8 protein-coding genes are annotated in these 13,045 nt (G+C 70.1%); 3 read left to right on the forward strand and 5 right to left on the reverse strand.

Annotated elements, in window-relative coordinates:
• Nucleotides 1–45: 45 nt before the first annotated feature.
• From ABN028_RS04145 to ABN028_RS04155, 3 genes are read right to left on the reverse strand one after another with little or no spacing between them, the layout of a single operon-like run.
• Nucleotides 46–1,425 (reverse strand): cytochrome P450, encoded by a 1,380-nt coding sequence (locus tag ABN028_RS04145; protein ID WP_349695675.1) that lies wholly within the window; start codon nucleotides 1,423–1,425, stop codon nucleotides 46–48.
• Between the two features lie 33 nt (nucleotides 1,426–1,458).
• Complete coding sequence (locus ABN028_RS04150) at nucleotides 1,459–2,433, reverse strand: EamA family transporter (RefSeq protein WP_349327795.1); 975 nt, start codon at nucleotides 2,431–2,433, stop codon at nucleotides 1,459–1,461.
• A complete protein-coding gene (locus ABN028_RS04155) occupies nucleotides 2,430–4,247 on the reverse strand; it encodes an NAD+ synthase (RefSeq protein WP_349327796.1) in 1,818 nt (605 codons plus the stop codon). Before ABN028_RS04155 ends, ABN028_RS04150 begins: the two co-directional genes overlap by 4 nt.
• A 290-nt stretch (nucleotides 4,248–4,537) precedes the next feature.
• Between ABN028_RS04155 and ABN028_RS04160 the strand changes: the two genes are divergently transcribed.
• On the forward strand, nucleotides 4,538–5,875 hold the full coding sequence (locus ABN028_RS04160) for a glutamine synthetase family protein (RefSeq protein ID WP_349327797.1): 1,338 nt from the start codon (nucleotides 4,538–4,540) through the stop codon (nucleotides 5,873–5,875).
• A gap of 84 nt (nucleotides 5,876–5,959) precedes the next feature.
• Nucleotides 5,960–6,532 carry an NADPH-dependent FMN reductase gene (locus tag ABN028_RS04165; protein WP_349327798.1) on the forward strand — a complete coding sequence of 191 codons (573 nt, stop codon included), beginning with the start codon at nucleotides 5,960–5,962 and terminating at the stop codon, nucleotides 6,530–6,532.
• Nucleotides 6,533–6,613: 81 nt separating this feature from the next.
• Here the strand turns inward: ABN028_RS04165 and ABN028_RS04170 are convergent, their stop codons facing one another.
• On the reverse strand, nucleotides 6,614–8,191 hold the full coding sequence (locus ABN028_RS04170; protein ID WP_349695676.1) for a family 10 glycosylhydrolase: 1,578 nt from the start codon (nucleotides 8,189–8,191) through the stop codon (nucleotides 6,614–6,616).
• Between the two features lie 276 nt (nucleotides 8,192–8,467).
• Between ABN028_RS04170 and ABN028_RS04175 the strand changes: the two genes are divergently transcribed.
• Nucleotides 8,468–11,491: a bifunctional [glutamine synthetase] adenylyltransferase/[glutamine synthetase]-adenylyl-L-tyrosine phosphorylase gene (locus tag ABN028_RS04175; RefSeq protein WP_349695677.1), complete on the forward strand. Its 3,024-nt coding sequence runs from the start codon at nucleotides 8,468–8,470 to the stop codon at nucleotides 11,489–11,491.
• A 24-nt stretch (nucleotides 11,492–11,515) separates the two neighbouring features.
• On the opposite strand, the gene ABN028_RS04180 is transcribed toward ABN028_RS04175, so the two are convergent.
• Complete coding sequence (locus ABN028_RS04180; protein WP_349695678.1) at nucleotides 11,516–12,946, reverse strand: DUF2786 domain-containing protein; 1,431 nt, start codon at nucleotides 12,944–12,946, stop codon at nucleotides 11,516–11,518.
• Nucleotides 12,947–13,045: the final 99 nt, after the last annotated feature.

The raw sequence follows: 13,045 nt of genomic DNA on the forward strand, positions 1-13,045 counted from the left end.
GGGAGGCGCCGGCCACCGCGATGAGTCGCGCCATCGCCTCCGTCCTCACCGGGGGATGAGGCGGCAGCGGACCGGGCCGGTCGCCCGGAGAGTGATTCCCGCGGCGAGGGGCACCTCGGTGTCGATCGCGGTGAGTTCGTACGCCTGGAGCACTAGGGCGAGGGCCAGCACCGACTCCAGCATCGAGAAGTGCTGACCGATGCAAGCCCGGGGTCCGCCGCCGAACGGGAACCAGGCGTAGCGCGGACGTGCCGCCTCCGCCTCCGGCGTGAACCGGTCGGGGTCGAAGACCTCGGGCTCGTCCCAGTACGCCGGATGCCGGTGGGTGACCCATGGACTGACGAAGACGTGTCCGCCCGCGGGGATCGCGAAGCCACCGATCTCGGTCTCGGTGACCGCCAGACGACCCGTCGCCGGTGCCGCGGGATAGAGGCGCATCGCCTCCTTCAGTACCTGCGTGGTGTAGGGGAGCACGTCGAGGTCCCTGGCCTCGGGAACTCGACCACCGAGCAGCTGGTCGACCTCTTCCCGGGCCCTGGCCTGCTCGTCCGGATGACGGGCCAGCAGGTGCAGCGCGAAGCCCAGCGACGTCGCGGTGGTCTCGTGCCCGGCCAGCAGGAAGATGAGGACCTGATCGCGGATCTCACTCGCCGCGAGGCTGTCGCCGTCCTCGTCGGTGGCGCGCGCCAGCAGCGAGAGCAGGTCAGTACCCTCGGCGCCCTCGGCGGTCCCCTTGCCGGTGCTGGCCGTACCGGCGCCGCGGCGCTCATCGATGATGCGGTCACAGACGCCGTACAGCTCGCGCAGGGCCGCCGCCGCGCGGCGGTTCGAGGAAGTCGGCCACTGCCGTGGGATGTGGATCGGTGAGAGACCGCGACGTCGGGTGTATTCGCCGATCACCGGGAAGGATCGACGAACGGTTTCGATGGCGTCGTCGACGTCGGCGCCGAAGAGGATGCGCGCCACGACCCGGAGCGTGAGCCGGGTGGACTCCTCGATCACGTCGACCACCTGGCCGGTGGCGCCCCGCCAGGCCTCGACTGCCGCGCCGACCTCCTCGCACATGGCAGCTGCGTACAGGTCGACCCGGCGCCGCGTGAACAGCGGCTGGATGAGCCGGCGTTGGCGTGCGTAGTCGGTGTCCTGGCTGGTCAGCAGGCCGTTGCCGAACGACTCGCGCACCTCGAGGTAGAACCTGTTGTCCTTGCGGAACAGGGCCGCATCCGAGAGAACCTGTCGCGCACCGTCGGGGGAGAACACGCCGTGGACCACCAACCGAAGGCCGGGCGGGCCGACGACGAAGCGCACCACATCGCCGCACTCCTGGAAGGCGCGCACGTACGTGCCCAGCGAGTCACGCCGAAGATCGAGCATCGACCCGACCAGAGGTCGGCTGGTGGGCGTCGGTGCGGTGGTGAGAGTCATGGCTCCTCCAGCGGCGGGCAGTGGCGGCTCGGATCAGTCGTGGGTGCGGGTAGACCCCGTGGCTCCACTCAACATGCTCGTACGCGCTGGCCGGCGCTGATCACCGGCCGTACCCTGCGCACCCAGTCGGGCCGTACGCATGGCGCCGGCGCTCGCCACGACGACCATCCCCACTGCGGCGAGCTGCCACGGGGTGAGCCGCTGGTCGAGAATCAGGAAGCCCGCGACGGTCGCGACGGCGGGCTCGAGGCTCATCAGCACGCCGAAGGTCCGCGGTGAGAGCCTGCGCAAAGCCGTGAGCTCGAGGGTGTAGGGCACCGCGGTGCACAGCAGGGCGACGCAGGCGCCCAGGAGGAGGGTGGGCGGGGCGAGGAGAGTGGGGCCGGTGGTGACCGCCGCGAGGGGAAGGATGGCGATGCTGGCGACGACGAGTGCGAACGCCAGGCCGTCGGTGCCGCGGAACCGCCTGCCGGCCTCGGCGCCCAGCAGGATGTAAGCCGCCCAGCACACCCCGGCGCCCAGGCCGAACGCGGCTCCCACCGCGTTCAGCTCCTCCAGCCCGCCCTCGCTCAGGAGTACGACGCCGATCCCGGCGAGTCCGACCCAGAGGAAGTCGCGTAGCCGCCGGGACATCACGACGGCGAGCCCGAGAGGACCCAGGAACTCCAACGTCACTGCGGCGCCGAGGGGCAGGCGGGCCGCGGCTTCGTAGAAGCAGACGTTCATCGCCGCGAGGACCAGTCCGAGGCCGACGCCGACCGCCACGTCCCGTCGAGTGCGGCCGGACAGGCGGGGACGCACGAGCCCGACGACGAGTACCGCCGCCAGCAACATCCGTAGCGTGACCGCACCGACCGCCCCCACCTGCATGATCAGGATGACGGCGAGCGCACCGCCGAACTGGACCGAAAGGGTCGCCCCCAGCACCAGGGCGACGGCCTGTCCGTCACGACGCGGCCACTGAGCCGGAGGGCCGGTGTCGCCCGCGCCGGAGGACTTCGACGTCATGCCTCCCGCGGGCCCTCACCGGGTGGTGCCGTGCGTTCCGGCGGAGCCGCGGTTTCCGTCACGCGACCAGGCTGTGTCGTCTCCCGCCAGCCGTCGGTGATCGGCAGTCGGCGGTCACGACCGAACGCCTTGAACGAGATCTTCGGGCCCGGCGGGTACTGCCGACGCTTGAACTCGGCGGCGTCGACCATCCGGATCACCTTCTCGACCAGTTCCGGCTCGAAGCCTGCCGTCACGAGGTCGGCCGCACTGGCGTCCTGCTCGACGTAATCGTCCAGCATGTCGTCGAGAAGTTCGTACGGGGGAAGGGAGTCGGTGTCACGCTGGCCTGGGCGTAGCTCCGCAGACGGCTCCTTGTTGATGCTGCTGGTCGGGATCGGCGGTGTCTCGCCGATGTCCCGGGCGACCTGGTTGCGCCAACGGGCCAGCCGCCAGACCCACGTCTTCGGGACGTCCTTCAGGGGCGCGAAGGCACCGACCGCGTCGCCGTACATCGTGGAGTAGCCGACCGCCAGCTCGCTCTTGTTTCCGGTCGCGATGACCAGGTGCCCTTCCTGGTTGGCGACTCCCATCCAGATCATGCCCCGGATCCGGGCCTGGAGGTTCTCCTCCGCCACCCCTGTCAGCTCGACGTTGTCGAGGAACGCCGCGACTATCGGCTCGATCGGGATCTCGCGGTAGTCGAGCCCGGTGCGCTCGGCGAGGTCGGCGGCGTCGTCCTTGGAATGATCGCTGGAGTACTTGCTGGGGTTGGAGATCCCGTGGACGTTCTCCGGGCGCAGGGCGTCGCAGGCGATCGTGGCGGCCAGGGCGGAGTCGATCCCGCCGGACAGGCCCAGGACGACGCTCTGGTAGCCGTTCTTGTGGACGTAGTCGCGCAGGCCCGTGACGACCGCCGTGTAGATCTCGGCCTCCTCGTCGAGCCGCGGCGCGATGCCGGAACGGCTCGGCGGGTAGCTCATGAGCGGTGTGTCGGAGATGACCGTACGTTCGATCCGGATGCCGGCGTACTCCTGCGCGCCCTGGGTCGTCGTCGCGAGGTCGAGGTCGACCGTGAGCAGCCCCTCGGTGAACTGCGGCGCCCTGGTCAGGACCGTGCCCGTCTCGTCGACCACGATCGAGTCGCCGTCGAAGACCAGCTCGTCCTGCCCACCGACCATGTTGACGTACGCGAGCGGGCACATGGCCTCGCGGGCACGCCGGGTGACGAAGGTGAGCCGCTCGTCGTCCTTGGCCAGTTCGTACGGCGAGGCGTTGATCGTGAGCAGCAGGCCGGCTCCGGCGGCGCGGGCCGCGCGGACTGGTCCGCCGTCCTGCCAGAGGTCCTCACAGATCGCGATCGCGACGTCGATGCCGTGCACCGTGACGACCTGGAGGCTCTCGCCGGGCACGAAGTAGCGGTACTCGTCGAAGACGCCGTAGTTGGGCAGGTGGTGCTTGATCGCGCGGGTGACGATCTTGCCGCCGTGGAGGACGGCGGCGGCGTTGTGCGGCGAGCCCTTGGGCCGCCCGATCTGGTCCGGCGATCCCGCGCCCTTGTCCAGATATCCGCAGACGACGACGAGCTGGCCGAGGCCGGCGGCGGCGAGTTTGGCGGCGAGATCCTCCATGGCGGCGCGGGAGGCATCCACGAACGACGAGCGGAGAGCAAGGTCCTCGACGGGGTAGCCGGTCAGAGCCATCTCGGGGAACGCGACGATGTGCGAACCCCGGTCGGCGGCATGCTGGGCCCACCGCAGGATGGCATCGGCGTTGCCGGCGATGTCACCTACCGTGACGTTCAGCTGTGCCAGTGCGAGGCGGATTTGTGCCACGCTCCGAGGGTAGTCGGTCGGCGTCTGCCGGCCGACTCTGCGCCCGTGGGCGTTCCCGATCCGGTCGCGCGTCGCGGGGACCGAGTGGGATCGACGCTGGACAAACCGGACGCCTCACCCTCACGGGCGTCCCGGTTCCGCCGGCAGTGATCAAGATGTGGCGTCGGCGGGGGCCGGCCACGTGTGTGGCCCGGGCGGGCAATGCGCCGGTAACCCCGGAGTGATACTGATGGTCAGCGGGACATACCGCTGCCCGACGCCAGTGAACGAGTCGCAGGGATGGATGAGCTATGGACAAGCAGCAGGAATTCGTCCTCCGCACTCTCGAGGAACGCGACGTTCGGTTCGTCCGGCTGTGGTTCACCGACGTCCTCGGCTTCCTCAAGTCCGTGGCGGTCGCACCGGCCGAGCTCGAGGGCGCGTTCGCGGAGGGGATCGGCTTCGACGGTTCCGCGATCGAGGGCTTCGCCCGTGTCTACGAAGCTGACATGCTCGCCAAACCCGACCCGGCGACGTTCCAGATCCTGCCGTGGCGGGGGAGCTCGCCCAGCACGGCGCGGATGTTCTGCGACATCCTGATGCCGGACGGTTCACCGTCGTACGCCGATCCGCGCTACGTCCTCAAGCGGGCCCTCGGCAAGGCGGCCGATCTGGGCTTCACCTTCTACACCCACCCCGAGATCGAGTTCTTCCTCTTCAAGGACACCCCTGAGAAGGGCCGCCCGCCGGTGCCCGTCGACCGCAGCGGTTACTTCGACCACACCGCCCACGGGATGAGCCAGGACTTCCGGCGCGAGGCGATCACGATGCTGGAGGCGATGGGGATCTCGGTGGAGTTCAGCCACCACGAGGGCGCGCCCGGACAGCAGGAGATCGACCTGCGCTACGCCGACGCGCTGGCGACCGCCGACAACATCATGACGTTCCGGGTGGTGGTCAAGGAGGTCGCGCTCAGCCAGGGCCTGTACGCGTCGTTCATGCCCAAGCCGTTCTCGCAGTGGCCGGGATCGGGGATGCACACGCACATGTCGCTGTTCGAGGGCGACCGGAACGCCTTCTTCGAGTCAGGTGCGGAGTACCACCAGTCGAAGGTGGCCCGGTCGTTCATCGCGGGACTGCTCCGCCATGCCAGCGAGATCACCGCCGTCACCGACCAGTGGGTCAATTCGTACAAGCGGCTCTGGGGTGGCGGTGAGGCACCCGCGTACATCTGTTGGGGGCACAACAACCGCTCGGCGTTGGTGCGGGTTCCGATGTACAAGCCGGCGAAGGGACAGTCGACGCGGATCGAGTTCCGTTCGCTCGACTCCGCGGCCAACCCTTATCTGGCGTACGCCGTGATCCTGGCTGCCGGGCTCAGGGGCGTCGAGCAGGGTTACGACCTGCCACCGGGGTCAGAGGATGACGTGTGGTCGCTCACCGAAGGCGAGCGTCGTGCGCTGGGGATCGACCCGCTGCCGCAGAGCCTCGACGAGGCGATCCGGGTGATGGAGGGTAGTGAACTCGTCGCTGAGACGTTGGGGGAGCACGTCTTCGACTTCTTCCTCCGCAACAAGCGGACGGAGTGGGAGGAGTACCGCCAGCAGGTCACGGCGTTCGAACGCGACCGGATGCTCCCAGTCCTCTAGGGGTGTGTGATCCATCAGACACCCCCTAGCGTCCGGTTCGCATACGTTGCAGGATCGCAGGTCCTGGACCAGGAAGGTCGTCCCGTGCCGGAGCCCTCGTTCAACCTCGTTGTCATGGTGGGGAGTACTCGGGAGGGACGGATCGGCCACCACCTCGCCCGGTGGTTCGTGTCGCAGGTCGAGCCGCGCGACGACATGGTCACCGACCTGATCGATCTGGCCGACGTCGAGTTCCCCTCGGTCTATCCTCAGTCGCTCGGCGAGGTGGAGAAGGCGTTCATCGCGCGGATCGCGGCCGCCGACGCCTATGTGGTGGTGACTCCGGAGTACAACCACGGGTATCCGGCCTCGTTGAAGCAGGCGATCGACTTCCCCTACCTCGAGTGGAGCGGCAAGCCCGTGGCGTTCGTGTCCTACGGCGGCATGAGCGGAGGGCTCCGCGCCGTCGAACAGTTGCGTCAGGTCTTCGCGGAGGTCAACGCCGCCACCGTGCGGGACTCCGTGAGCTTCCACAACGTCGAGGAACTGTTGGACCCCTCCGGCGAACTGCGCGACCTCGCCGGGTGCAACGCGGCGGCCAAGGCCATGCTCGACCAGATCGTCTGGTGGGCGCTGGCGCTGCGCGCTGGGAGAGCCGCCCGGCCGTTCCCCGCCTGATCCGGTGGACGTCAGGGCTTGCGTGCCACGCCGCGGTACATCCAGCGGGACTCATGCGCTCCGCGGCGGCCGGAAGTCCAGCTAGCTCGGCGCGAACGCCGCGGTCGTCACGCGGCCCTTCCGGACGTGGACGACGGTTCGTACGTCGTGGGATCCGGGCACGTCAGCCCTGACCTGCCAGCTACCGGGTGGCACGTCGACGATGCCGAACCACCCGCTGCCGTCGGTGAGCCCCGACGCCACCTTCTTGCCGGTACGCAGGTCGTGCACGCTGACGGTTCGCTGGTCCAGCGGCATGCCGTCCTGGCCGACGAGTTCTCCGGTGACGTGACCCGTCTCGGGCCGGGTCTTCCACGGCATCGAGGGGACCTTGGCCGGGCGGGCGAAGACTGGCTCGTCCGCACCGGTCGGGTCCTGCTGCGTGAACGCCGAGGCGAGTGCGGCGCGCTCGGCGTCGGCGAGGGACGGATCAGTGTTGGCGGCCGCACTGGGGACCGCGTAGGAGTAGCCGCTCCACCCCACGACCCTGTTGCCGGTGGCGGTGGGCATGAGGGCCGCCCGCGCCTGGCGCACGCTGTCGGGCACGCTGTTGAGGTAGACGGCTGGCCCGACGACGTTGTGCCGGCCCGCCTGCCAGTCGGCGAGGACCTCGTTCCACTCGCGGAACATCTGCTGCTGGTCGGGCAGGTGTTCGCGCTTGTAGTTCATGGCGACGGTGGTGTCGATGATCCCCTCGTCGAGCCAGCCCTTCCAGTCCTGCATGACCTCCGCGTAGGTGCGGGTGCGTTCCCAGCCGCCGACCGACTGTGGGCCGAAGCCGTAGGTGATGCCGTTGACGGAGAGCCGGGCGAGGGGCTTTCGTTCGTACATCGACAGGTAGATCTTGCGGACCAGAGCCGTGACCTGCGCGCGGCGCCACTCGCTCCACTGGAGGTCGGCCGGGGCCGGCGTGTCCGTGCGTCCGGTGGCGTCGCGGAACCGCTGCAGCGAGACGTCGGAGTAGCCCCAGTCGCTCGTCTCGGTCGTGGAGTTGTAGTCGGGGTAGCGGATGTAGTCGAGGTTGATCCCGTCGATGTCGTACTCGTCGACGATGCTGGCGATCCCGTCCACCACGTAATCGGCGGCGGCGGGGTTGGCGGGGTCCATGACGTTCATCGTGTTGACCCGCTCGGCTCCGTCGACCCGCTTGTTGAGCCAGCGGTCGGCACCGGTTGCGGTCTCACCGTGGGTGTGGAACACGTGGTCGGGCGACGGTGGCGGAGTCGCTGCGTTCCACATCGGGGTGGCGTTGACCCAGGCGTGGACCTCGATGCCAGCGGCGTGTGCCTTCTCGATCACGTCGTCCAACGGGTCGAAGGCCGGGTCGATCGCCACGTGGGTACGCGGGAAGGCGGACCGGTTGCAGAAGCAGTCCATCCACCGGCCGACCTGAACGATCAGGGCGTTGGCTCCGAGAGCCTCGGCGTCGGCGACCAGTTTGTCGACGTTCTCCGGCGTGTAGATGCTCGGCCGGAACGAGTCGACCCAATAGCTGCGCCACTGCGCGATCGGATTCGGCTCCGCCGTGGCGGTCGGGGTCGGCCCGACCGAACTGGCGAGGAGGGCGCCCATCGCCCCGACCGCTCCCAGCGCGGAGATCGCACGGATGATCCGACCCATGGGCTGCTCCTCCCGGGATCCTGACGCTTCGCATGTGTCCTGCCGACGCATGCTCGCAGTACGAAGGGAAGTTACACCGGCGGGTCCACCGGTGGAAGCTGTTGCCGCCTCGGGCCACGTCCCAGGCTGTCGCCGGCCGCCGACCCGGCATGCCGAGACTCCCGCGGGCGCCGGTGTCGGCGGTCAGGACACGAGATGGTCATCTAGGTTGGGGTGCGTGCCGGGTAGGGGCGGACGCGGGGCCGGGCCGCAGCGGCGGCAGAGGGAGGTTGCGGGGTGACGCCACAGGCGCACGTGTGGACCACGGGACAGCTCGTCCGGCTGGGATTCGGGGAGCCTGACCGCATCCGGGAGACGCTGGGGGAGCTGGGTCCCAGGTTCGACCCGCTTCTCGAGGCCGCCGCCAGAGCGGCCGACCCCGACCAGGCGTTCTTCTTTCTCGCGGCACTCCTCGACGCCGCGCCGGACCGGGCGGAGCTCGAAGGCCACCTCCTGACCGACCGCGCACTTCTGTCCAACCACGTGCTCCGGGGCCGACTCGCCGAGGTTCTCGGCGCAAGCAGCGGGCTGGGAGAGCATCTCCTGCGACATCCCGCGCACTGGCGTGAGCTCGCCGATCCCGAACTGAACCTGGTCCGACCGACCGCGACGGCGTTGCGCGTGGCACTTCTGGAGGCCGTCGGAGCCGACCCGTTCGCGGCCGAACCGGTCGCCGCCGAAGCCGGACCGGCCGCCCCCGACGCCCTGCGGGTGGGGTATCGCCGGCTGCTGCTGCGCCTCGCGGCCAGGGATCTGGCCATGACGGTCTCGGTCGACGATGTGGCCGCCGAGCTTGCCGACCTTGCCGCTGCCGCGCTGGAGGCGGCTCTCGCGATCGCGCGCGCCCGGCTGCCCGAGGGTGCCGCGCCGTGCCGGTTGGCGGTGATCGGTATGGGCAAGTGCGGCGGCCACGAACTCAACTACGCAAGCGATGTCGACGTGTTGTTCGTCGCCGAGCCGGCGTCGCCGGGACCCGCGGGTCCTGGCCCGGACGGGGAGGTGGGCGCCCTGCGTACCGCCACCCAGCTCGCGTCCCAACTCATCCAGATCTGCTCCGACCACACGGCCGAAGGAACGCTCTGGCCGGTCGATGCGGCACTTCGCCCCGAGGGCCGCAGCGGACCGCTGGTTCGCACTGTCGCGAGCCACCTGGCCTACTACGAGCGGTGGGCGAAGACCTGGGAGTTCCAGGCCCTGCTGAAGGCGCGGACCGTCGCGGGTGACCGGGACCTGGGCGCGTCCTACATCGACGCGGTGACGCCGCTGGTGTGGCGCGCCGCGGACCGGCCAGGCTTCGTCGAGGACGTCCAGGCGATGCGGCGTCGGGTCGTCGACCACATCCCGGCGGCCGAGCTCGACCGTCAGCTCAAACTCGGGCCGGGTGGCCTGCGGGACGTGGAGTTCGCCGTCCAACTGCTGCAGCTCGTCCATGGCCGCGCGGATCCCACTCTGCACAGCCCGTCCACGCTGTGCGCGCTCGAAGCTCTCACCCAAGGCGGGTACGTAGGACGCGGTGACGGTGCCGCCCTGGCCGATGCGTACCGCTTCCTGCGTACGTTGGAACACCGCGTCCAGCTGACCCGGCTCCGGCGTACCCACCTGCTGCCCGCGGACGAGCGGGAGCTGCGCGCCCTCGGGCGTTCGTTGGGCTACTTCGCCGAGCCGGTCGCGGAGCTCACCCGGGTCTGGAAGCAGCACAAGCGCGAGGTACACCGCCTGCACGAGAAGCTCTTCTACCGGCCGCTGCTGGCCGCTGTCGCACGGATCCCCGGCGAAGAGGCCCGGCTCACCCCGCAAGCCGCGCGCGTCAGGCTCACCGCGCTCGGCTTCTCCGATCCGGCAGCCGCGCTGCGTCATCTCGAGGCCCTGACCGCCGGGGTGTCCCGACGGGCCTCGATCCAGCGCACCCTGCTGCCGGTGATGCTCCACTGGTTCGCCGACGCACCGGATCCCGACGCGGGCCTGCTGGCGTTCCGGCAGGTCTCCGACGCGTTGGGCACCACCCCGTGGTACCTGCGGCTGCTGCGCGACGAGGGCATCACGGCCGAACGCATGGCCAGGGTGCTCGCGACGAGCAGGTTCGTCGTCGACCTCCTGCGCAGGGCGCCGGAGGCCGTCGCCATGCTCGGCGACGACGAGAGCCTCCGCCCGCGAAGCCGGGAACAGCTCGAGACGGAGACCCTCGCGGCGGCCGGGCGCCACGACGACCCCGTGGCAGGGATCGGCGCCGTGCGTAACGTGCGTCGACGAGAGCTCTTCCGGATCGCCGCCGCCGACGTCCTCGGGCTGATCGATGTCGACGGCGTGGGCGAAGCACTCACCGACATCGCGACGGCCACCCTGGTCGGCGGGCTGACCGTCGCGGTCCGCGCGGTCGAGGCCGAACGCCGAAGGTCGCTGCCGACCCGGCTCGCTGTGATCGCGATGGGCCGGTTCGGTGGCCACGAGATGAGCTACGGCAGCGACGCCGACGTGATGTTCGTCCACGAGCCGCTCGCCGGCGCCGACGAGCAGGAGGCCGCCGAAGCCGCGACCGCCGTTGTCACCGAGCTGCGCCGACTGCTCGCGTCGCCGGCACCGGATCCGCCCCTGGTCGTGGACGCCGACCTGCGGCCAGAGGGACGACAGGGACCGATGGTGCGGACGCTCCCGTCGTACGCGGCGTACTACCGCCGCTGGTCCCACGTCTGGGAGGCGCAGGCACTGCTGCGTGCCGAGCCGATCTGCGGCGACCCCGAACTGCGCCGACGCTTCGTGGAGCTGATCGATGCGATCCGCTGGCCAGCGGCTGGACTCCCCGAAAGCGACGCCCGTGAGATCCTCCGGATCAAGGCTCGGGTCGATGCCGAACGCCTGCCACGTGGCGCCGACCCGACCACCCACACCAAGCTCGGACGCGGCGGTCTGGCCGATGTCGAGTGGACGGCACAGCTGCTGCAGTTGCGGCACGCCGGCCGCCTGCCGGAGCTGCGGACGACTCGGACCGTCCAGGCGCTGCGGGCCGCCGCGTCGGCCGAGCTGATCGACAACTCCGACGCCGAGGCGCTCGTGTCGGCCTGGCGGCTCGCCACCCGCGCCCGCAACGCGGTGCTGCTGGTCCGGGACCAGCCGTCAGACTCCCTGCCGCGCGACCCCCGGGACCTCGCGGCCGTCTCCCGGGTCCTGGGATACGCGCCGCTCGAAGCTGGCCGCTTCCTCGAGGACTACCGGCGGGTCACGCGCCGGGCCCGGGCGGTCGTCGACCGCGTCTTCTGGCAGTGAAGGAGTCGGCTCGGCCGCCGCCGGCTACCCGGTGAGGGAGGAGCGACCGTCGAGGCTGGCGAGGTCGGCGGCCACCTTGCCGGCGGCCCACCCGGCGGCGTTGGAGACCGACACCGAACGCGCCCTGGTGCGGGGGAACAGCTCGCCGAACAAGGCCTCGACCTCCTGTTCCCGGGCGGCGAGGACAGGCAGGAGCCGGCCGGATGACCCGGCATCGACTGTCGCCTGGCTGGCGGCATTCGCTTCGTTCAACCGCTCGCCGATGCGCGAGGAGTAGGACACGAGGAACGACTGGCGCCACGAACGCGTGCTCGACCGGCCGAACCTGCTCACCTGGCTGCCATGAGCGAGCATCGCTCGGTTGGCCTGCAACAGCAGCGACGTCGTGAGGATCTCGACCAGCTCCAGGTCGACCTCCTCGCCGACGACGGTGACGTAGCCGGTCTTGTCCTCGACCACGGTGCGCGATCGGTTTGCCGTGGCGACCACGTGGACGAGCAACGACTTGGCGCTGACATACGGTGCGTCCAGCCAGATCCGCCGGGCGCTCGCACTGCCAGTGCCGGGCGTTCGCCCGGCGCCGTCGACGTCGGCGTCGAGCAGTGCCCGGTCGAGCGAGAACTTCGTCATCAGCTCCTGCGCCTTGCTGGACAAGGCTTCCGCTTCGTCCGGGAACTCCGTCGACTCGGCCTTGGCCAGTAGTGCCCGGATGCGGGCGAGGACCTTGTCGTCGACATCGCCGCGCCATGGTCGTTCGGAGCGTACGGACGCCTCCCCTGGAAGGGGAAGGATCTTCGTGGTGCGTGGCAGCGTCAGGCAGAAGCCCAGCACGGTCATCGCCGTCTGCAGGGCGGTGGAACGGTCGCGGCCCTGACGGGTGCGCCACTGGTCGAGATGCGGCTGGTCGGATCGCCACCACAGCGACCCGCCCAACTCGTCGAGCTGGGCGCGCCAGCGTGGATCGATCGTGGACTCGGCATAACGCTGGGTCTCGCCGAGGATCACGTCGGTGAGGTAGTCACGCTGCAGGGGGTCGAGCCGGCGGCTGGCAAGCTCGGCGGCGTCGCGAGGTTGCCAGCCGCCCTCCCACATCCCGCGAACGCCGCGAAGCAGACAGGACCCGATCACGGTGTCGACCAGGCGGGCCTCCACGCCGGGAGCGGCGAGGTCCGTCGCCACTCGGCGGGAGATCTCCGCGTTGTCGCGGCCGGAGTAGGCAGCGGCAAGCACCCACCGCTCGATCTCCTCAGGCGTCGGCGTTGCTCCAGGAGACATCGCACGCACGGATCCGAGCCCAGCAGCCCCGAACTCGTCCGGCCGCAGGTCGGCGCGGCAGTGGGGACAGTCGCACAACGGGTCGCCGAACGGCGACGTCCCCTCACCACTGGCCCGTCCGGATCGACGCCGCCTCGCGCGCTGCTTGGCGGCCCTACGGTCGCGGCTGTTCCTTCCCACGTCGAGGTCTCCTCCCCGTCGGAGTTCGGTGTCGTGGCGCAGTCTGCCGCGCGCCACCGACAAGGTGGCGGACACCCACGGGGTGGGTGGTATCTGTGG

This window comes from Actinopolymorpha sp. B17G11 (genome assembly GCF_040196095.1).
GTDB lineage: Bacteria > Actinomycetota > Actinomycetes > Propionibacteriales > Actinopolymorphaceae > Thermasporomyces.

What these genes read in the sequence shown, in the direction of transcription:
- ABN028_RS04145 (WP_349695675.1), bottom strand. Translation starts at nt 1,425, where the DNA reads ATGACTCTCACCACCGCACCGACGCCCACCAGCCGACCTCTGGTCGGG.
- ABN028_RS04150 (WP_349327795.1), bottom strand. Translation starts at nt 2,433, where the DNA reads ATGACGTCGAAGTCCTCCGGCGCGGGCGACACCGGCCCTCCGGCTCAG.
- ABN028_RS04160 (WP_349327797.1), top strand. Translation starts at nt 4,538, where the DNA reads ATGGACAAGCAGCAGGAATTCGTCCTCCGCACTCTCGAGGAACGCGAC.
- ABN028_RS04170 (WP_349695676.1), bottom strand. Translation starts at nt 8,191, where the DNA reads ATGGGTCGGATCATCCGTGCGATCTCCGCGCTGGGAGCGGTCGGGGCG.